23 protein-coding genes and 2 tRNA genes are annotated in these 17,606 nt (G+C 62.9%); 13 read left to right on the top strand and 12 right to left on the bottom strand.

All coding sequences use genetic code 11. The features are described from left to right. Positions 1–18 precede the first annotated feature (18 nt). The 5 genes from modA to csrA all read left to right on the top strand — a co-directional run bounded on the left by modA (position 19) and on the right by csrA (position 4,078). Positions 19–777, top strand: coding sequence for a molybdate ABC transporter substrate-binding protein (gene modA, locus LU671_RS10170; RefSeq protein WP_232855602.1), 759 nt, complete (start codon positions 19–21; stop codon positions 775–777). Continuing rightward, on the top strand, positions 777–1,457 hold the full coding sequence (gene modB / locus LU671_RS10175) for a molybdate ABC transporter permease subunit (RefSeq protein WP_232855603.1): 681 nt from the start codon (positions 777–779) through the stop codon (positions 1,455–1,457). The genes modA and modB overlap by 1 nt, the downstream gene beginning before the upstream one ends. A 1-nt stretch (position 1,458) precedes the next feature. Beyond that, positions 1,459–2,550 (top strand): molybdenum ABC transporter ATP-binding protein, encoded by a 1,092-nt coding sequence (gene modC, locus LU671_RS10180; protein WP_232855604.1) that lies wholly within the window; start codon positions 1,459–1,461, stop codon positions 2,548–2,550. Between the two features lie 58 nt (positions 2,551–2,608). Beyond that, a complete protein-coding gene (locus LU671_RS10185) occupies positions 2,609–3,631 on the top strand; it encodes a DNA topoisomerase IB (RefSeq protein WP_203652302.1) in 1,023 nt (340 codons plus the stop codon). 252 nt (positions 3,632–3,883) lie between these two features. After that, positions 3,884–4,078, top strand: a complete 195-nt coding sequence (csrA, locus tag LU671_RS10190; RefSeq protein WP_023628788.1) for a carbon storage regulator CsrA — start codon at positions 3,884–3,886, stop codon at positions 4,076–4,078. A 75-nt stretch (positions 4,079–4,153) separates the two neighbouring features. Here the strand turns inward: csrA and LU671_RS10195 are convergent, their stop codons facing one another. The 4 genes from LU671_RS10195 to LU671_RS10210 form a co-directional block, all read right to left on the bottom strand. Then, positions 4,154–4,513: a response regulator gene (locus tag LU671_RS10195; RefSeq protein WP_203652301.1), complete on the bottom strand. Its 360-nt coding sequence runs from the start codon at positions 4,511–4,513 to the stop codon at positions 4,154–4,156. Between the two features lie 4 nt (positions 4,514–4,517). Next, on the bottom strand, positions 4,518–5,963 hold the full coding sequence (locus LU671_RS10200; protein ID WP_203652300.1) for an ATPase domain-containing protein: 1,446 nt from the start codon (positions 5,961–5,963) through the stop codon (positions 4,518–4,520). A 6-nt stretch (positions 5,964–5,969) separates the two neighbouring features. After that, entirely contained in the window at positions 5,970–7,130 is a 1,161-nt protein-coding gene (locus LU671_RS10205) for a two-component system sensor histidine kinase NtrB (RefSeq protein ID WP_203652299.1), read from the bottom strand. Positions 7,131–7,210: 80 nt separating this feature from the next. Further along, positions 7,211–7,495: a hypothetical protein gene (locus LU671_RS10210; RefSeq protein ID WP_203652298.1), complete on the bottom strand. Its 285-nt coding sequence runs from the start codon at positions 7,493–7,495 to the stop codon at positions 7,211–7,213. A 102-nt stretch (positions 7,496–7,597) separates the two neighbouring features. Between LU671_RS10210 and LU671_RS10215 the strand changes: the two genes are divergently transcribed. The 3 genes from LU671_RS10215 (at position 7,598) to LU671_RS10225 (ending at position 8,507) form a co-directional block, all read left to right on the top strand. Next, on the top strand, positions 7,598–7,810 hold the full coding sequence (locus LU671_RS10215) for a hypothetical protein (protein WP_203652297.1): 213 nt from the start codon (positions 7,598–7,600) through the stop codon (positions 7,808–7,810). 93 nt (positions 7,811–7,903) lie between these two features. Then, a tRNA-Leu gene (locus tag LU671_RS10220) sits at positions 7,904–7,988 on the top strand. Positions 7,989–8,093: 105 nt separating this feature from the next. After that, the gene (locus LU671_RS10225; RefSeq protein ID WP_028692439.1) at positions 8,094–8,507 is read left to right on the top strand and encodes a DoxX family protein; all 414 of its coding nucleotides are present in this window, start codon (positions 8,094–8,096) and stop codon (positions 8,505–8,507) included. 17 nt (positions 8,508–8,524) lie between these two features. Here the strand turns inward: LU671_RS10225 and LU671_RS10230 are convergent, their stop codons facing one another. Continuing rightward, positions 8,525–8,713: a hypothetical protein gene (locus LU671_RS10230; RefSeq protein ID WP_050706261.1), complete on the bottom strand. Its 189-nt coding sequence runs from the start codon at positions 8,711–8,713 to the stop codon at positions 8,525–8,527. A gap of 240 nt (positions 8,714–8,953) precedes the next feature. Here LU671_RS10230 and LU671_RS10235 point away from each other — a divergent pair, with 240 nt between their 5' ends. Continuing rightward, complete coding sequence (locus tag LU671_RS10235) at positions 8,954–9,628, top strand: polysaccharide lyase family 7 protein (RefSeq protein WP_232855605.1); 675 nt, start codon at positions 8,954–8,956, stop codon at positions 9,626–9,628. Between the two features lie 296 nt (positions 9,629–9,924). Here LU671_RS10235 and LU671_RS10240 read toward each other — a convergent pair whose 3' ends face one another. Further along, positions 9,925–10,362, bottom strand: a complete 438-nt coding sequence (locus LU671_RS10240; protein WP_046856214.1) for an anti-virulence regulator CigR family protein — start codon at positions 10,360–10,362, stop codon at positions 9,925–9,927. A gap of 184 nt (positions 10,363–10,546) precedes the next feature. Between LU671_RS10240 and LU671_RS10245 the strand changes: the two genes are divergently transcribed. Together LU671_RS10245 and LU671_RS10250 are read left to right on the top strand one after the other, a co-directional pair. After that, positions 10,547–10,903 (top strand): hypothetical protein, encoded by a 357-nt coding sequence (locus tag LU671_RS10245; RefSeq protein WP_203652295.1) that lies wholly within the window; start codon positions 10,547–10,549, stop codon positions 10,901–10,903. Between the two features lie 335 nt (positions 10,904–11,238). Continuing rightward, a complete protein-coding gene (locus LU671_RS10250; protein ID WP_232855606.1) occupies positions 11,239–11,958 on the top strand; it encodes an META and DUF4377 domain-containing protein in 720 nt (239 codons plus the stop codon). 56 nt (positions 11,959–12,014) lie between these two features. Here the strand turns inward: LU671_RS10250 and LU671_RS10255 are convergent, their stop codons facing one another. Together LU671_RS10255 and LU671_RS10260 are read right to left on the bottom strand one after the other, a co-directional pair. Beyond that, on the bottom strand, positions 12,015–12,407 hold the full coding sequence (locus tag LU671_RS10255; RefSeq protein ID WP_232855607.1) for a nuclear transport factor 2 family protein: 393 nt from the start codon (positions 12,405–12,407) through the stop codon (positions 12,015–12,017). Then, entirely contained in the window at positions 12,404–13,054 is a 651-nt protein-coding gene (locus tag LU671_RS10260) for a DsbA family protein (RefSeq protein WP_232855608.1), read from the bottom strand. Before LU671_RS10260 ends, LU671_RS10255 begins: the two co-directional genes overlap by 4 nt. Positions 13,055–13,166: 112 nt before the next feature. Here LU671_RS10260 and LU671_RS10265 point away from each other — a divergent pair, with 112 nt between their 5' ends. Continuing rightward, positions 13,167–14,060, top strand: coding sequence for a LysR family transcriptional regulator (locus tag LU671_RS10265; protein ID WP_232855609.1), 894 nt, complete (start codon positions 13,167–13,169; stop codon positions 14,058–14,060). Positions 14,061–14,151: 91 nt separating this feature from the next. After that, complete coding sequence (locus tag LU671_RS10270) at positions 14,152–14,358, top strand: DUF6434 domain-containing protein (protein WP_198742680.1); 207 nt, start codon at positions 14,152–14,154, stop codon at positions 14,356–14,358. A gap of 68 nt (positions 14,359–14,426) precedes the next feature. Here the strand turns inward: LU671_RS10270 and LU671_RS10275 are convergent, their stop codons facing one another. The 4 genes from LU671_RS10275 to sohB form a co-directional block, all read right to left on the bottom strand. After that, a complete protein-coding gene (locus tag LU671_RS10275) occupies positions 14,427–14,642 on the bottom strand; it encodes a hypothetical protein (RefSeq protein ID WP_028692450.1) in 216 nt (71 codons plus the stop codon). Between the two features lie 324 nt (positions 14,643–14,966). Further along, positions 14,967–15,929, bottom strand: coding sequence for a hypothetical protein (locus LU671_RS10280; RefSeq protein ID WP_232855610.1), 963 nt, complete (start codon positions 15,927–15,929; stop codon positions 14,967–14,969). A gap of 428 nt (positions 15,930–16,357) precedes the next feature. Then, positions 16,358–16,431 (bottom strand) — tRNA-Cys (locus LU671_RS10285). Between the two features lie 144 nt (positions 16,432–16,575). Beyond that, positions 16,576–17,592 (bottom strand): protease SohB, encoded by a 1,017-nt coding sequence (gene sohB, locus LU671_RS10290; RefSeq protein ID WP_232855611.1) that lies wholly within the window; start codon positions 17,590–17,592, stop codon positions 16,576–16,578. Between the last annotated feature and the right edge of the window lie 14 nt (positions 17,593–17,606).

Genomic DNA, 17,606 nt, shown 5'->3' on the forward strand with positions numbered 1-17,606 from the left:
TCCCTAGGAGCCGTTTGCATGCGTATTCGCCTGTCCCACCTGGCCTTCAGTGCCCTGGCCACCCTGATCACCGTCAATGCCGCCCAGGCCGATGAAGTCCAGGTCGCTGTAGCGGCCAACTTTACAGCGCCGATCCAGGCCATCGCCAAGGACTTCGAAAAGGACACCGGCCACAAGCTGGTCGCCGCCTTTGGCGCCACCGGCCAGTTCTACGCACAGATCAAGAACGGCGCACCGTTCGAAGTGTTCCTCGCCGCCGACGACAGCACTCCGGCCAAGCTCGAGCAGGAAAAAGAGATCGTCGCCGGCTCGCGCTTCACCTACGCCATCGGCACCCTGGCGCTGTGGTCGGCCAAGCCGGGCTACGTAGACGCCAAGGGCGAAGTGCTGAAGAAGAACGAATACAAGCACCTGTCCATCGCCAACCCCAAGGCCGCGCCCTACGGCCTGGCCGCCACCCAGGTGCTGGACAAGCTGAAGCTGACCGAGGCCACCAAGGCGAAGATCGTCGAAGGCCAGAACATCACCCAGGCCTTCCAGTTCGTGTCCACCGGCAATGCCGAGCTGGGCTTCGTCGCCCTGTCGCAGATCTACAAGGACGGCAAGGTCAGCGAAGGCTCCGCCTGGATCGTGCCCGCCGACTTGCATGACCCGATCCGCCAGGACGCGGTGATCCTCAACAAAGGCAAGGACAACCCGGCCGCCAAGGCCCTGGTCGACTACCTCAAGGGTCCTAAGGCCGCCGCGGTGATCAAGTCCTACGGCTATGAGCTCTGATGCCGCTCGACGCCAGTGACCTGGGCGCGATCTGGCTGACCATCAAGCTGGCCAGCCTGACCACCGCCATCCTCCTGGTGCTGGGCACGCCCATCGCCTGGTGGCTGGCGCGCACCCGCTCCTGGCTGCGCGGGCCGATCGGCGCGGTGGTGGCTCTGCCCCTGGTGCTGCCACCGACGGTGATCGGCTTCTACCTGCTGTTGGCCCTTGGCCCTCATGGCTGGATCGGCCAGGCCACCCAGGCCATGGGCCTGGGCAGCGTGGTGTTCAGCTTCACCGGGCTGGTGATCGGCTCGGTGGTGTACTCCATGCCCTTCGTGGTGCAGCCGTTGCAGAATGCCTTCGGTGCCATCGGCCAGCGCCCGCTGGAGGTGGCCGCCACCCTGCGCGCCAGCCCCTGGGACACCTTCATCCACGTGGTGCTGCCACTGGCGCGTCCCGGCTTCGTCACCGCCAGCATCCTCGGCTTCGCCCACACCGTGGGCGAGTTCGGCGTGGTGCTGATGATCGGCGGCAACATTCCCGACAAGACCCGCGTGGTCTCGGTGCAGATCTTCGATCACGTCGAGGCCATGGAATACAGCCAGGCGCACTGGCTGGCCGGGGCCATGCTGGCATTCTCGTTCCTGGTGCTGCTGATGCTCTATGCAGGCCGCCGTGGCAAGGCTGGCTGGAGCTGACATGAGTGCATCGATACAGGCGCGCCTGAAACTGGCGCGCGACGACTTCACCCTGGACGTCGACCTGAACCTGCCCGGACGCGGCATCAGCGCCCTGTTCGGCCACTCCGGCTCGGGCAAGACCTCGTGCCTGCGCTGCCTGGCCGGCCTGGAGCGAGCCACCAGCGCCTACATCGAGGTCAATGGCGAGGTCTGGGAGGACAGCGCACGCGGGCATTTCACCCCGCCGCACCAACGCCCGGTCGGCTACGTGTTCCAGGAAGCCAGCCTGTTCCCGCACCTGTCGGTGCGCGGCAACCTCGAGTTCGGCTGGCGCCGCATCGCCCCCGAGGCGCGCAAGATCAGCCAGGAACAGGCCTGCCAGCTGCTGGGCATCGGCCACCTGCTGGCGCGCAAGCCGGCGACCCTGTCCGGTGGCGAGGCGCAGCGGGTCGGCATCGCCCGGGCCCTGCTCAGCAGCCCACGGCTGTTGCTGATGGACGAACCGCTGGCCGCGCTCGACAGCGCGCGCAAGCGCGAGATCCTGCCGTACCTGGAGCGCCTGCACGACGAACTGGATATCCCGCTGATCTACGTCAGCCATGCCCAGGACGAAGTGGCGCGCCTGGCCGACCACCTGGTCCTGCTCGAACAGGGCAAGGCCGTGGCCAGCGGGCCGATCGGCCAGACCCTGGCGCGCCTCGACCTGCCCCTGGCCCAGGGCGAAGATGCCGGCGTGGTGCTCGAAGGCGTGGTGGTGGGCCACGACCCGCATTACCAGCTGTTCGAGCTGCGCCTGCCCGGCGGTGACGGCCAGTGCTTGCGCATCGCCCACCCCGGGCTGCACATGGGCAGCACCCTGCGCCTCAAGGTACAAGCCCGGGATGTCAGCCTGGCACTGACCGCAGACAGCGCCTCGAGCATCCTCAACCGCCTGCCGGTGCGGGTCCGCGAGTGCCGCCCGGCGGACAACCCGGCCCATGTGCTGGTCAGCCTGGATGCCGCCGGCAACGCCCTGCTGGCGCGCATCACCCGCTATTCGGCGGACCAGCTCGCGGTGCAGCCGGGCCAGATGCTGTGGGCGCAGATCAAGTCGGTGGCGCTGCTGGGTTGAGCAATGCAGCAACGGACGCTGTCCATTGCAGCAACAGTGCCCTTGATGGACCGCGCCCATGTCCGACTGCCCGCTGCCTGCCGCCCTGCACTACGTCGATGACAGCCAGCCCGGCCTGACCCGGCGGCGCTGGCGCGATGGTTTTCAGTATTTCGACGCCGGCAACCAGCGGGTACGCGATACCGACACCCTGGCGCGCATCGCCGCCCTGGTGATCCCGCCGGCCTACACCGATGTATGGATCTGCGCCGACCCGCAGGGGCACCTGCAGGCCACCGGACGGGATGCCCGGGGGCGCAAGCAGTACCGCTACCACGCGCAATGGCGCGAGCTGCGCGACCAGCACAAGTACGGACGCATGCTGGCCTTCGCCGAAACGCTGCCAAGGCTGCGCAAGCAACTGGACAGGTACCTTGCCTGCCCGGGGCTGGGCCGGGAGAAGGTCATGGCGCTGGTGATCAGCCTGCTCGACAGCACGCTGATCCGCATCGGCAACCGCCAGTACCTGCGTGACAACCGCTCCTACGGGCTGACCACGCTCAATACCCGCCATGTGCAGGTCAAGGGCAGCCGAATCCGCTTCCAGTTCCGCGGCAAGCGCGGGGTCGAGCACAACGTCACCCTGACCGACCGGCGTCTGGCCGGGCTGGTCAAGCGCTGCATGGAGCTGCCCGGCCAGGCCTTGTTCCAGTATCTGGACGACCAGGGCCAGCGCCATGGCATCGGCTCGACCGAGGTCAACCAGTTCCTCCAGCAACTGACCGGCGCCGATTTCACCGCCAAGGACTACCGCACCTGGGCCGGCAGCAGCCTGGCCCTGAGCCTGCTACGGCCACTGGCCTGGGAGCCGGATAGCGAAGCGCGGCGCCAGGTCGCCGACACCGTCCGCCAGGTGGCGGCGCGCCTGGGCAACACACCCGCGGTGTGCCGGCGCTGCTACATCCATCCCGCGGTTCTCGAACACTTCCAGCTCGGACGCCTGGCGGACCTGCCCCGCGCACGGGCGCGCAAGGGCCTGGAACTCGAGGAAGTGTCGCTGCTGCGCTTCCTCCAGGCCCTGCAGGGCCAGAACGATCATTGAGCCCCACTATTTAGTTCATCGAGCAGAGAAATTTCCCATATGGCGCCAAGCACCCTATCCTTGCCACCGAGCACCTTGGCCAGTGGAATGCGTAGCACCCCCACTGGCACCTGCAACTAAAGATCGATAACAGAATTTGTCTGTCGGGGAATTACTATCCGCCGAAAGCGTCTTTAATGAGAAGGAAGAGGGACAGGCTCCCACCGCAGACCATCAGGCTCGGCGGTTTTCTACATCACCAAGGAGAACTACATGCTGATACTCACACGCAAGGTTGGCGAAAGCATCGTCATCGACGACGACATCAAAGTCACCATTCTGGGCGTCAAGGGGATGCAGGTGAGGATCGGTATCGATGCACCGAAGGATGTCCAGGTGCACCGTGAAGAGATCTACAAGCGGATCCAGGCCGGCAGCCCGGCGCCGGAAAAGAGCAACGACGAGTAATCCCAAGCCAACGCATCATGCCGCACGGATGCGCCTGATCGATTGCCCGCCCATGCGGGGAGCCTCTCCCGAACCTCAGGTGCCGAGCAGCTCGCGCACCGTGGCGATCATTCGGTCCATGTCGAATGGCTTGTCGAACACCGCCGCGAACCTTCCGGGGCAGGCCCGACCCTGGCTGGCCTGGGCACCGCTCATGAGAATCACCGGCAAGTCCGCCAGCTGCAGCTCTTCACGAATTGCGTTGAGCAACTCCTCGCCATTGAGCACCGGCATCATGTAGTCGGTGATCACCAGGTCCACGCGCTTTTCTTTCAGGGCCTCCAGGGCCTTGCGCCCATTGCTGGCCTTTTCCACCAGGTAGCCCTCGTCCTCCAGGGCGAAACCCAGGATATCGGCGATCAGGTACTCGTCATCGACGATCAGGATGCTGTTCATCCCATCAGCGGTCTCCTGGCGTTGTCGCCGAGCCGCTGAGCACGCCGCTGGCGCCATCGAACGCCCGCGCCAGGCTGATGCCCTTCGGTCCCAGGCTCAACGCCTGCAGGGCCGGATCGTGGTCGCTGTCGCGCACCTTGATGATCGACAGGGCACGGTGCAGTTGTGCATCAAGCTCGGCGAAGCGCATGAGAATCAGGTTGTCGACGATGCTAGACAGGTCCGGGGCCGGCGCGGTGATTTCCGAACCGAAGATGTCGCGCATCTCCCAGGTCAGCAGCACCGTGACGCCGCGGGCGCGCAGCTCGCCGGTCAGCGCGCGGAAGAACGCGTTCAGGCGGGCAGGCTCCAGCGCCAGGCGGCCGAAGGCGCCCAGGCTGTCGATCACCACGCGCCGCGCACCCAATGCCTCGACCTGCGCCAGCAGACGGGCGCCGAGCTGGTCCAGCAGGCCTTCGGTGGTCGGCTGCCAGCTCAGTTGCACCGCCCCCTCGCGCTCCAGCGCCGGCAGCTCAAAGCCCAGTGCAGAAGCCTTCAAGCGCAGCCGCGCCGGCGTCTCGTAGAAACCGAAATGCAGGCCCGGCGCGGCCTTCGTCGAAGCGGCGAGAAACGCGATGCCCAAGGCCGTCTTGCCCACACCGGAGGGTCCCATCAGCAGGCTCACCGAGGCCTCGGCCAGCCCGCCACCGAGCATGCCGTCCAGGTCGGCGACCCCGGTGGCGACCCGCGCCAGGGTTTGCGCATCCTGCTGGCTGGGCCGACTGTAGAGCGCTTCGAGGCGCGGATAGACCTGCAACCCCGACTCATCGATCTGGCATTCGTGGCGCCCGGATAGCGCGCTGCTGCCGCGGGTCTTGCGCAGCTGGACATGCCGCACCGCGGTACTGCCGACCAAGTGCTCGCCCAGCTCGATCACGCCATCGACCATGGTGTGCTCGGGGCTGCCCTCCTCCAGCCGGGCACTGGTCAGCAACAGCACCGTGCAACCGGCGAACGCCGCATGCCCCTGCAGCTCGGAGACGAACTTCTTGGTGTCCAGGCTGGTTTCCGCCCGCGAGCGTGCGTTGAGCAGGCCATCGACGACCAGCAAGGTGGCCTGCTGCCGGGCAATCTCCTGGCGCAACAGCCTGACCACCGCATCCAGGCCATCCTGCTCCAGGGTGTCGAAGGCGCTGACGAACTGGATGCTGTCACCGACCAGCGCCGGGTCGAAGAAACTCAGCGTCGACAGGTACTGGAACAGGCGCTCATGGGACTCGCTGAGCAGGGTCGCCACCAGCACCCGGCCACCGTCGCGCACATGGTTGCAGGCCAGCTGGTTGGCGAGGATGGTCTTGCCCGAGCCCGGGTGCCCCTGGACGATGTAGGAGGCGCCGACCACCAGCCCGCCCTTGAGCAGCGCATCGAGCCCTTCGATGCCGGTGGCCAGTCGCTTGAGTTGCTCGACCATGGTCGTCTATCCCTCGCTCGCAGGCGTATCGTCGCCCGTTCGGGCGGGCAGGTACAGGCTCATGCAGGTGCCTTCGCCAGGGCGGCTGGACACGCTGATCGCGCCCTCACTCTGGCGGGCGAAACCATAGGCCTGGCTCAGCCCCAGGCCGGTGCCCTTGCCGAAGGCCTTGGTGGTGAAGAACGGCTCGAAGATGCGCGGCAACACCTGAGGGTCGATGCCCTGCCCGTCATCACGCACATCGAAACGCACGAAGTGCCCATGCAGCCCCTCCACCTCGCCGGCCAGGCGAACCCTTTCGACTGCCAGGTGGATTTGCCCGGTCGCCGCGATGGCGTCGCGGGCGTTGAACACCAGGTTGAGCAGGACCATCTGCAACTGCCCGGCGTCCACCTCGATCAGCGGCAGGTCCGGCTGCACCTGCGGCAGCAGTTCGATGTCCCTGGGCAGCGCGTGCTCCGCCAGCCCGCAGGTGGTGTCGACCATCTGGGCCGGGGCGATGCGGGTGATGCTCAGTTGCCGATGCCGGGCAAAACTGAGCAGTTGCTGGGTCAGTTGGGTACCGCGCTCGCCGGCATCAAGAATATGCTCGAGCAGGCGTCGTACCCGTGCCGGGTCCTGGCTGCCAGAGGCCAGCCGGGCAGAGCTGAGGATGATGGTCAGCAGATTGTTGAAGTCATGGGCCAGGCCGCCGGTCAACTGCCCCAGGGCCTCGAGCTTCTGCGCCTGGAACAGCTGCGCACGCATGGCGTCCAGTTGCAGGGCGGACTCGCGGCGGTCGGTGATGTCGCGGGTGACCTTGGCCAGGCCGATGACCTCGCCAGTTTCGTCACGGATCACATCCAGCGCCGCCAGCGCCCAGAACTGCGTACCGTCCTTGCGCACGCGCCAGCCCTCGTCCTGCACCTTGCCCTCTTCCAAGGCCTGGTGCAGCAGCTGTTGCGGACGGCCTTCGGCACGGTCCTGGTCAGTAAAGAACAACGAGAAATGCCGGCCGATCACCTCGTCGGCGCGATAACCCTTGATCCGCTGCGCACCCGCGTTCCACGACACCACATGGCCGGTCGGATCGAGCATGTAGATGGCGTAGTCCACCACTGCCTGGACCAACTGCTCGTAGCGCGCTTCGGGCATCACCGAATGGGTGGGGCGGTCTGTCGACACCATGCAAGCTCCACAAGCACCGCGAAAGGACATATTGAGCGTAGTCAAAAGTCCCGCCGACACAGCCCTTCAGGCGACGATCGTCAGTGCTCGCGCTCCACCACCGTCGGCACCAGCCGGCGCGGCATCGCCACCTTCAACAGCCACAACCCCAGCAGCAGGATCGACGCCCCGCCGCCCAATGCCAGCACGCGCTGTGGTTCTGGGTGCTCCTGATCGAGCCCGAGCATCAGCAGGTAGCCGCCCAGGCTCATGAAACCGGCGTACAAGAATGCCGCCAGCAGGCAGACAAGCAGGAACAGCAGACGCCAGAACAGCTTCGGGCGCACACGCCGGATTGCCTCTGGGTCGGGGGAACGCGATGACATGGCGATACAACCCGTTGGATCCAATGCCTGGACAGTGGCGTAATGGCGGCATCCTGTCAATTGACCTATAGTGGCTGCGCCCCGATTTCACAAGGAAGCGACATGACTTCGAACCTTCGCATGCAAGGCCTGCAGGACGACCTGGTGCGCAGCGCCGGCGAACTCGACCAACTGTGCCAGGCCCTGGATGGTCATGCGCGGTTCCTGCGCCACTCGATCCACCAGGCCGATGCCCAGGCCATGGACGGACATGTCGATGACCTGCACCACTCGGCCTGCGAGATGCGTGAAATCGCCCGTAGCATCAGGCCCTGAACCCTGTGGCCGGTTGACGCTCCTATAACAATGGGTTATAAAGCGCGCCTGATTGCCTGGGCCCTGCTGCTATGAAGCATGCCGGTCAATCGCGCGAGTGTGGTGGAATTGGTATACACAGCAGACTTAAAATCTGTCGGCGTGAGCCTTGCGGGTTCGAGTCCCGCCACTCGCACCATCTTCTGTCGATCGAGGCGCCCTTGCGGCGCCTTTTTCATGCCCGCCGGAAAACCGCCGCGCAGCTGCTAGAGTGGAACCTGTCACTGTCCACTGGAGCGCCGCCATGCGCTATAGCCTGCTCGACGGTCAACGCGACGTCATCCTGCTGCTCGCCCGCATCCTGCTGATGATCCTGTTCGTGCTCTCCGGCTGGAGCAAGCTGAGCGGTTTCGAAGGCACGGTCGGCTACATGACCTCTCTCGGCGCGCCCGCGCCCATGCTGGCGGCGGCCGTTGCCGTGATCATGGAGCTGCTGGTCGGCATCCTGCTGATCCTGGGCTTCTACACTCGCCCGCTGGCCCTGCTGTTCGCCCTGTTCGTGCTGGGCACCGCGCTGCTCGGGCACCCGTTCTGGAACATGGTCGAGCCCGAGCGCAGCGCCAACATGACCCAGTTCCTGAAGAACCTCGCCATTGTCGGCGGGTTGCTGCTGCTGGCCCTCACCGGCGCCGGGCGCTTCTCCCTCGACCGTCGCTGAACGCGACTGCGGTGATTTCAATCATCGCAGTCGTCGTGCCAGGCCGGATGGTCATCTTCATCATCGAAGTCGTCGAGTGACTCTTCGTCCTCCTCGACTTCGTCCAGCGCCCCGTAGGCGTCCGCCTCGGGGTCGAAGTCTTCGTGGAATTCAGGGTCGAGCAGGTGGTCGTGCTCGGGTTCGGGCAGATCGTCTTCGTCGTGCATCGCAGGCTCCGGTAACAACGGCACGCCTGTATAGGCGCATCGACGCGGGCGGTCAATCCTCGCGGCGCTTAACCCCGGCTTAACCGACAAGGCGCATGGTGCAGGCTCTCCCTTCAAAAACGTTCTTTGCCCGCCGCCCTGGCGGGCTTTTTTTGCCCGGCCCTCCCCCGCACCACTGAACCGCCCGTCATTTCAGCGCTCGCATGGGTGCAGGATCTTTTTCACCAAGGAGCTTTCCCCATGGCCGTGAACATCGACCAACTGATCATTACCACCCCGGTGCCCAAATCCGCTACCAACCCTGTGGCCCTGGAGGTCACCGGCGCCCAGGCCCTCGCCAGCCTGCCCCAGGTTGTGAGCCGGCTGAGCAGTGGCGCAGTGCGCATGACCGCCCCGACCAAGGGCGCATCGAGCAAGAGTACCCATCGAACCCGCTGCGAGTGGAAGGAGGCCACCTATTGGGCCATGAGCAGCGCCAGCCGACATTTCAGCCACCAGCGCATGGTGCTGGAGCAGGTCAACTCGGCACAGAAGGTGGTGATCGCGCAGCTGCATGTGAAAGACGACGACAGCCCGGCGATCAAGGTGTTCTGGAACAAGGGCAAGATCACCCTCGGCTTTCGCCGGGACTTCAACCAGGCGACGCCGACCAACAGCACCCTCCTCGTCGATGTACCCCTGGGCACACCCTTCGACATCACCCTCGAAGTCTCTGCGGCCAGGGCCGCGACGGTGACCGCTGCCTGCAACGGCCGCAGCGGCGACTCCGGCCTGCTGCAGATGACCTCGGGCTGGCGGGACCACACCTTCAACTTCCATGGCGGTGTCTACAACCAGGTAGACTTCAGCGATGACACCCCGTCCACGGATGCGTCTGTCTGCGTGATCAGCCAGCTGGAGCTGCTGCACCGTTAGAGGCTCGGGAGCCGTTGCCGGGGAACGTTCGCCGGACTTATGAAAAACTCAGTAACGTTTACTGCACGATTACCCGGATGGCCTTCACGAAATTCTGACAAACGCCCAGGCAGACTGACCTGGCTTCGATACGTTCTGTTCAACCCGCCTTTTTGGCGGGTTTTCTTTTTTGCGCTTTCCGTACAAACCAGAGCGCGCCAATTGACAACTTTTTCACCTCTGCCGTGCCAAGGTAATGACTCATCCGTGAAACACTTGGCCCGCCCTCCCCAGCGGGCCTTTTCTTTGCCTGCGCGCTAGTCGAAAGCGCCGTTGAGTACTTCGTAGATCACCCCCGTGGCGACTGCCACCAGAATCAGGTCGACACCCGCCTGCATCCATTCATAACCGTCATAACGCGGCAGCTGGCCCAGCAACCGGCCATCGAGCTTCTTGGCGATGCCTGGGGGCAACGGCTTGCCACGCGCCAGGTTCTTCTGGATGCCGGGAGGCAATGCAGGCCCCGGGCTCCAGTAGTCGCGGTGCCCACCCAGGATACCGAGCACATCGCCCCGGTCGATCACGGGACCGCCATGACCGCCATCGTGCTTGCCCGCCCCTTGGTTGCCATGGTTCTGCTGGGATTGCCCCTTGCCGTGCCCCTTGCCATTACCCGGGTCGGCGAAAGATATGCAGGGCGCCAGTACCAGTGCGATGGATGTCAGTGTGGCAATGACTGTGCGGCGTTTGCTCATCGCTGCTTGCCTCTGAAGATTGGGGTCTGTGCAATCCTAGACCATGACAACGACATGGGGCTTCGCCATGACCCTGCTTGAGCAATCAGGCCTATCGGCACCACGGCGGGCGCGCATATTACCGTTGCGACTTGGTAAAGTGGCATCCAGCCGGTATTGAAGGACCACAGGTCAAAGGAACGACATGCTGAAACTGCTCACCGACATAGCCTTCCTGTGCGCGGGGCTATTGCTACTGATCGCCCTCTTCTGGGCATGCACCTTCGAGCGCAATCGCTGGCGCGCAGCCTTCGAAGCAGACTTCACGACCAGGCTGGGCAACCTGGGTATCGACGGCTATGAACTGGTGGTCGACAACGTCACGCTGCCAACCCCCCATAGAGCTGCCGATGTGTACCGGATCTTCCACGATCTGAAGGGCAACTATTTTCTTTACATCAAGAACGGCTACGCTGCGGGAGCACTCAAGCCCTTGACCAGCGAGCGGGCGCTGCAGGCCGCGAAAATGAGTGGATACCCCTGCAAAGGTCCGCAGGTCTAGAGGGCGCTGGCTGTGCTGCAAAATCTGGCAACACTTGCCGGCCACCCCGTCGATGAAACTCAATGGGATTGATGCTGTCCCATTGCCATCGGTTACTGCCGAGGCCGTCCGATAGCGCTCACAGACGTGGCAAGGTCCACATCGCGAAGCGATCCTGAAACGGCCTCGATATCCCGGTTTACCGGCGCGCGCATCCCACCTGTCGAGGATGCCGCCCTCATTTTTCAAGGCTGAAAGAGCGAACCATGAAACAGAACATTCTCCTCGTTGCCGTCTGCGCCGCCCTGCTCCAGGCATGTGCCCCGGCTTCCACCTCCCATGAAGGGACGCCTTCCATGCCCGCCACTGCCGCATCCAGCGCCACCCAGCCCAACCTCTCGGCCTACTACTGGAACCTGGTAGCGGCCAACGATGCGTCGGGCAAGCCCATCACCGCCATGGCCCCAGGCATCGAGGGCAAACTGCGGTTGAACTTCGCCGAACGCAAGCTGAACATCAGCGGCGGCTGCAACAACCAGTTCGGCGGCTATTCCTACCAGGACGGCGTACTGAAGGTGCAATCACTGGCCTCGACCCTGAAGGCCTGCGACAAGCCCCTGATGGAACTGGACGCCCAGGTCGGGCGCCTGTTCAAGGGCGACCTGCGTACCACCCTATCCGACGATGCCGGGGAGCCGATGCTGCAACTGACCACCCAGGACGGCTCTGTGCTGAAGTTCCAGGGTGAAGCCACCCCGGAGACCCGCTACGGCAGCAAGGGCGAGATCAAGTTCCTGGAAGTGGCCGCCAAGACCGTCAAGTGCAGCCATCCACTGATCCCCAACTACCAGTGCCTGCAAGTGCGCGAGCGTCGCTATGACGACGCCGGCCTGCAGTTGGCGACCCAGGACAGCTGGCACCCGCTGTACCAGTCCATCGAGGGCTTCGAGCACCGTGACGGCGTGCGCACCGTGCTGCGCGTGAAGCAATACGAATGGAAGAACCCGCCGGCCGACGCCCCGTCGCAGGTCTATGTGCTGGACCTGGTGGTCGAGCAGGACGCTTCGGGCAAGTAATTGCCAGTCGGCGCAGGCCGCCCTGCAGCGGCCTGCGCCTGGAACCGACAGCGACCTCAGGTGAGCGCCGCGTTGACCTGCGCACTGTCGACGTATTGCTCCATGCTGACGATCTTGCCGTTGTTCAGCCGGTACAGGTGGGCAAAGGTAGCCGTCATCGCCTTCCCGGTCTTGCGATAGGTCCCCGAGTAAACGCCAAAGGCGGCAACTCGGTCGTCCTCGGCCACATAGGTATGCACCTTGGCCTGGTAGCCATCCCATTCGGTGGCCAGGCGATGGAACACACCCTCCATGATCGCCCGGGGGCCGACATAGGTACCGGCATAAGGGAAACCGGCCGCCTCGGTCCAGGTCACGTCCGCTGCCAGCGCCGCCAGCAGGTTCTGGCCATTCTGTTCGGCTGAGCCTTCGTACGAGGCTCGGATGATGTCCAGGTTGCTCTTGCTCATGGCTTTACCCCCACGTTCAGCTCGCGAATGAAGGCCTGAAGATCTGAAAAGATAGCGCTGGCAGGTAACAACTGCAGGGCATCGTCCGCTTCTTGCAGGACAAATGTCGGAACGCCTCGGCCGCCCACGCGACCCAGCAAGGCACGCCCCTGCCCCACACGATCGTCATTAGCCTGCAGCAAAGCCGAATCCGGGCGCGTCAGCCGCTCGGCGGCGGCATTCAAGCCCAGGTTCGCCAGCACAGCTGCCAACGTCTCCAGTCGAGTCACATCCAGGCCATCGACATAGCGCGCCGCCTGAATCGCCTTGAGCGCTTCGAACTCGCGCTCAGGCGCAGTCAGGTTCACTGCGCTGAGCGCCAGGGTAGACGGACCACTGTCGAACGCCTGAAGGCGGTCGGCGAGTACCTGGTCGCGATAGCGCTCACTGAAGACCTGCCCGGTCAGCCGCTCGATGCGTTGGTCGTTGCTCCAGGCGTAGGCCGCAAAGTCATCATCCATGGCGCGAGCACCGCTGCCGGAAAACAGCCCCGTCGGTATCAGGCGCAACGCGAGGCCCGTGGATTCGAGAACCCGAGGCAGCGGTCCTCCTGCACCGTAGCACCAGCCGCACAGTGGGTCGAAGAGGTAAACCAGGGTCTTGTTCATGGTGAAACGCCTTGAATGGAATGCCTCGAATCTTATAGCGAGCGAATTGACATTTAAACGCATACGAAATAAACACACTGTATGCTACAAACATACATTAAAGGATATATCAATGACCGGCGCTTCCAGCCTGAACAGGCTTGCGTACTTCACCGCAGTGGTCGAAACCGGCTCCTTCACCGCAGCAGCAGAGCGCCTCGGCATCACCAAGGCCGTGGTCAGCCAACAGGTAGCGCGGCTGGAAAGCGACTGTCGTACCACACTGCTGGTTCGCAGCACGCGCAAAGTCCGCACCACCGAGGCGGGCCAACAGTTCTATCACCGCTGTGCATTGATCCTCAAAGAAGCTGAAGAGGCTTTCGAGGAATTGTCCGAAGCGGCCAGCGAGCCGACGGGCACCCTACGCCTGACCGCCCCTTTCGATTACGGCATCGGTGTCGTGGTGCCGGCCATCACCGCATTCTCGCAGCGATATCCGCAGTGCAAGGTCGAGGCACACTTCAGCGACCAGACCCTGGACCTGGGCGCCAACGATCTGGACCTTTCCATTCGCGTTGGCTGGATTACCGAGCAACATCTGCAGGCCCGGCGAATCGGCGAGTTTGCGCAACGGTTGGTGGCCGGCCCTCAGTGGCAAGCGCGAGCGGACAAACTGCAGGCCCCAGCGGAGGTGGCCGAGTTGCCGATCGTGGCGAACCTGGCGCTGCGAGAACCGACCCGGTGGGTATTTGCCAAGGACGCCACGCAGCGCGAAACAGTGGAGATGAAAGCCAGCCTGTCGCTCAACGCCACCTTGGCGGTGCGCGAAGCCACGCTGCTCGGGGCCGGGCTATCGGTCCTTCCGGACTATGTGGCGGAACCAGACCTGCAAGCAGGCCGGCTGATCGAGGTCCTGCCGCAATGGTCGCTGCCCCGAGGCGAGATCCATGCGGTCTTCCCGACGGCTCGCTTTCGACCGGTCAAGGTGCGTGCATTCATCGAGCTTCTGGCAAGCCGCCTGGCTTAATGAGACGGCACAGACCATCAGGTCAGGGCACGCCCGCGCAGCCGCCGACAATGCTACGCTCCTGGGATCACAGCCATCCAAGGGAATGAAGATGAGCTTCGACTGGCATGCTGGACCGATCACCCGCGCCACCCCACTGGACCGGCACTACCGGAACACACAGAAGGTCCGGCGGTTCCTGGTCGGTGAATGTGGCGAGGCCTTCAAGTTCGACCGCGCCTTCATGGCCTGGATCAAGAGCGCAGCGCCTGCCACCATGGGGGAAGTTGCGGATGAATGGCTGCGCAGACGCGGCTGATCCAGGCCGCTTGCTGTCCCACGCTGGCCGCCCGTACCCCCACCCCGGATGCTACCCGGTAGCCGCCTTCAGGATTGGCCTTTTTTAGCGTGGAACGGCGCGAAGGTCATACCGAAGAACCAGCCGCCGATCATTGCCAGCCAGATCGATTTGTATCCCTCTACGTTGTAGGCGCACCAATAGTTGATCGCCGTAATCACAACGAAAATCGAGAAAAACTGCTTGCGGGAGTACCTGCTCAGGTAACGGGTGGCTGCGGCGTCCAGTTCTTTGAGCTTTTTCATTGCGTTTCATCCTTGAATAACCAGTAGAAGCTCACAGCGGATCTACCGGCGGTCGCACACTTTCCTTCGTGGCCCACGATTGTCCCAGATGGCGGGGCGACGAACAATTCGCAGGCATTAAAAAACCGCAGCCACAGATCTGCGGGGTTTTGCCAATCTTCCAGCTTGTCCGCCAATGGGCTTGCAGCGCTGGCACCCAACTGAACCAGTCTCGCCGCACGTCCAGGCATCCCCCGAAGGGCCACCCTGGCTGTGGCGAGCCTGAATCAGAAATGAAAAAGCCCAGCGCGACGGCTGGGCTCCATTACGCAAGGAGATAGAAGATCATGGAGTCCAGTAAGCAATCTTGCCGGCTGCACCAACAGCTACAAAATTGCCGTTGCCGTAGGCGACGCTCCGGATATCGGTTCCTGCGAAAGTGTTGGCTTGCTGAACCCAGCCGATCCCATCCTCGGAAACGGCTGTCTTGCCGCCGTCGCCGACAGCTACATACTTGCCATTACCGTAAGCAATGTCGCGGATGATGGTTCCACCGAAACTGGTATCTTCAACAGCAGTCCAGCTAAGCCCATCGGATGAATATGCCATCTTGCCATCCGCACCAACGATAAACATTTTCCCGTTGCAAAGCTTCATGGAAAGGATGGTGCTAGTGCCGAAGGTGCTGGTTCTGGTCGCGAATGATTGCGGATTACCCGTTGGCATCTTCACAGCGCTAAGCAGCTTCCCATTCGATCCCGCAATCAACACAAAAACGCCAATGACGTTGACGCAGTGCACAGTCTCGCTAGAAGTGAAGGTCGTAGTGCGCTCCACCGTGCCTGACCAATCCTCATAACGGGAAAAGACTTTACCGTTAGACCCAACCAGTATCCAGGTCGCGATGTCGCCGTAAATTGGCTGATAATACACAATGCCATGCAAGTCTACATACGCGCGAGCAGCTGCCGTAAGGTCTGTCCAATCATTTAAAGGGCGTGCAATGCTGCCGTGGACCACATTGCCGGATTGAGAAAGGCCTTGAAGCGTTGTCCCAAGACCGTTCCAGTACAGCTCGTTGAGGACCTTTCCGCTATCAGAGGTGACGGCGCCCTTGAGCTTGGTCCACGCTGTACCAGTTGCGTCTCCGCTGATGAGCTGAGTGGTTGTGGGAAGACCGTTGCCACCAGCCGCATAAAACTTGCCTTGCGCAAAAACCACGCGCCTAAGCATGCCGGTGTTCTCCACCGGGTCTACTTGAGTCCAAAGATCTTGCAGGGTTTGAGACGCCGAGTTTGCGTTATCCATTTTAAACTCCGTTACTGAGCTGATTTAAGTTCAGGCCTCTGTATTGGGCGTATGGCGCTCATGGGCGATGGTTCGAGACTCGAGGTCCTCTGGCGAAGATCAGGGGTGATGAGGTTTCACCAACCTCAGACCTGTCGCTGATGTAGGAAATTATGCCACACGAATACTGTATATTCAACCAGTATTTTGAGGTTTTTATTCAGTGAACTTCGACGCATCCACCGCGCTTGAGTGGATTCGCTGATCGACATGCTCCGGTGTACCGGAAAGAGGGAATCACCGAGCGCGTTTACCGTCGAGTCGGTGCGATCGCCAAGCCCTCGAAGGGTTGAAGTTTCGGAACTCCATGCCTTTTGTTTCGGAACTCTTGGCATTTTCTGCGCACAAAGAAAAACCCCGCAGACCTAGATCTGCGGGGTTTCGAATGGTGGAGGCCGAGGTCGGAATCGAACCGGCGTAGACGGATTTGCAATCCGGAGCATAACCACTTTGCTACTCGGCCTCAAAGTCGGAGTCAGCTTTCGCTATCTCCTTGAAACCGCTGGGCTTTTTCAAGTCAGCTGCGTTTCGATGGACGCCATTATGTCGGCATTCGATGCACCTTGCAACCCCCTTGAAGAAAAAAATCTTCAAGGGGTTCAAGGTGTTAGCGCAGACGCCCGAGTTTGCTCCACAAACCGACCAGGGTGTTCTCCACTGCCCCGCTGGCGGCCACGCCGATACGCTCCTGCAGGCTCTTGCGCTCGGCGAAGCGCAGGTGGAACACATTGGCCTCGCGGGCGCTGCGGCTCAGGTACTCGTCGCTGGTGCCCAGTTCGTCGACCAACTGGCGATTGAGCGCGGCGATGCCCAGCCAGACTTCGCCAGTGGCCACCTCGTCTATATGAAGCTGCGGGCGGTAGCGGGCGACGAAGTCCTTGAACAGCTGGTGGGTGATGTCCAGGTCTTCCTGGAACTTCTCCCGGCCCTTGTCGGTGTTCTCGCCGAACACGGTCAGGGTGCGCTTGTATTCGCCGGCGGTCAGAACCTCGAAATCGATGTCGTGCTTTTTCAGCAGGCGGTTGACGTTGGGCATCTGCGCCACCACGCCGATCGAGCCCAGCACCGCGAACGGCGCACTGACGATCTTCTCGCCGATGCAGGCCATCATGTAGCCGCCGCTGGCGGCAACCTTGTCGATGCAGATGGTCAGCGGGATACCGGCCTCGCGGATGCGCGCCAGTTGCGAAGCCGCCAGGCCGTAGCTGTGCACCATACCGCCGCCGCTCTCCAGACGCAGCACCACCTCGTCACGCGGGGTGGCCAGGGTCAGTAGTGCGGTGATCTCGTTGCGCAGGCTCTCGGTGGCCGAGGCCTTGATGTCGCCGTCGAAGTCGAGGACGAACACCCGGCGCTTGTCCTCGGGCTTTTTCTTCTGCTGTTTTTCCGCCTTGGCCTGCTGCTTGCGCAGGGCCTTGAGTTGGGCCTTGTCGAGCAGGCCCGACTCAAGGCGCTCGCGCAGCTCCTTGTAGAACTCGTTGAGACGGGTAACCTGCAATTGCCCGCCCGGCTTGCGCCGCCCTTTGCCACGCAGGCCGGCGATGGCCGACAGCACCACCAGGATGGCGATCACCAGGGTGGCGGTTTTGGCGAGAAAGCTTGCGTATTCGGCAAGAAACTCCACATTGACTCCTTGAT

This window comes from Pseudomonas sp. NMI760_13, assembly GCF_021283245.1.
GTDB classification, from domain to species: domain Bacteria; phylum Pseudomonadota; class Gammaproteobacteria; order Pseudomonadales; family Pseudomonadaceae; genus Aquipseudomonas; species Aquipseudomonas peradeniyensis.

What these genes read in the sequence shown, in the direction of transcription:
- LU671_RS10215 (WP_203652297.1), top strand. Translation starts at nt 7,598, where the DNA reads ATGACTTCGAACCTTCGCATGCAAGGCCTGCAGGACGACCTGGTGCGC.
- LU671_RS10195 (WP_203652301.1), bottom strand. Translation starts at nt 4,513, where the DNA reads ATGAACAGCATCCTGATCGTCGATGACGAGTACCTGATCGCCGATATC.
- LU671_RS10210 (WP_203652298.1), bottom strand. Translation starts at nt 7,495, where the DNA reads ATGTCATCGCGTTCCCCCGACCCAGAGGCAATCCGGCGTGTGCGCCCG.
- csrA (WP_023628788.1), top strand. Translation starts at nt 3,884, where the DNA reads ATGCTGATACTCACACGCAAGGTTGGCGAAAGCATCGTCATCGACGAC.
- LU671_RS10235 (WP_232855605.1), top strand. Translation starts at nt 8,954, where the DNA reads ATGGCCGTGAACATCGACCAACTGATCATTACCACCCCGGTGCCCAAA.
- modB (WP_232855603.1), top strand. Translation starts at nt 777, where the DNA reads ATGCCGCTCGACGCCAGTGACCTGGGCGCGATCTGGCTGACCATCAAG.
- LU671_RS10185 (WP_203652302.1), top strand. Translation starts at nt 2,609, where the DNA reads ATGTCCGACTGCCCGCTGCCTGCCGCCCTGCACTACGTCGATGACAGC.
- LU671_RS10200 (WP_203652300.1), bottom strand. Translation starts at nt 5,963, where the DNA reads ATGGTCGAGCAACTCAAGCGACTGGCCACCGGCATCGAAGGGCTCGAT.
- modA (WP_232855602.1), top strand. Translation starts at nt 19, where the DNA reads ATGCGTATTCGCCTGTCCCACCTGGCCTTCAGTGCCCTGGCCACCCTG.
- LU671_RS10240 (WP_046856214.1), bottom strand. Translation starts at nt 10,362, where the DNA reads ATGAGCAAACGCCGCACAGTCATTGCCACACTGACATCCATCGCACTG.
- LU671_RS10250 (WP_232855606.1), top strand. Translation starts at nt 11,239, where the DNA reads ATGCCCGCCACTGCCGCATCCAGCGCCACCCAGCCCAACCTCTCGGCC.
- LU671_RS10270 (WP_198742680.1), top strand. Translation starts at nt 14,152, where the DNA reads ATGAGCTTCGACTGGCATGCTGGACCGATCACCCGCGCCACCCCACTG.
- LU671_RS10280 (WP_232855610.1), bottom strand. Translation starts at nt 15,929, where the DNA reads ATGGATAACGCAAACTCGGCGTCTCAAACCCTGCAAGATCTTTGGACT.
- LU671_RS10260 (WP_232855608.1), bottom strand. Translation starts at nt 13,054, where the DNA reads ATGAACAAGACCCTGGTTTACCTCTTCGACCCACTGTGCGGCTGGTGC.
- LU671_RS10205 (WP_203652299.1), bottom strand. Translation starts at nt 7,130, where the DNA reads ATGGTGTCGACAGACCGCCCCACCCATTCGGTGATGCCCGAAGCGCGC.
- LU671_RS10275 (WP_028692450.1), bottom strand. Translation starts at nt 14,642, where the DNA reads ATGAAAAAGCTCAAAGAACTGGACGCCGCAGCCACCCGTTACCTGAGC.
- LU671_RS10225 (WP_028692439.1), top strand. Translation starts at nt 8,094, where the DNA reads ATGCGCTATAGCCTGCTCGACGGTCAACGCGACGTCATCCTGCTGCTC.
- LU671_RS10230 (WP_050706261.1), bottom strand. Translation starts at nt 8,713, where the DNA reads ATGCACGACGAAGACGATCTGCCCGAACCCGAGCACGACCACCTGCTC.
- LU671_RS10265 (WP_232855609.1), top strand. Translation starts at nt 13,167, where the DNA reads ATGACCGGCGCTTCCAGCCTGAACAGGCTTGCGTACTTCACCGCAGTG.
- LU671_RS10245 (WP_203652295.1), top strand. Translation starts at nt 10,547, where the DNA reads ATGCTGAAACTGCTCACCGACATAGCCTTCCTGTGCGCGGGGCTATTG.
- LU671_RS10255 (WP_232855607.1), bottom strand. Translation starts at nt 12,407, where the DNA reads ATGAGCAAGAGCAACCTGGACATCATCCGAGCCTCGTACGAAGGCTCA.
- modC (WP_232855604.1), top strand. Translation starts at nt 1,459, where the DNA reads ATGAGTGCATCGATACAGGCGCGCCTGAAACTGGCGCGCGACGACTTC.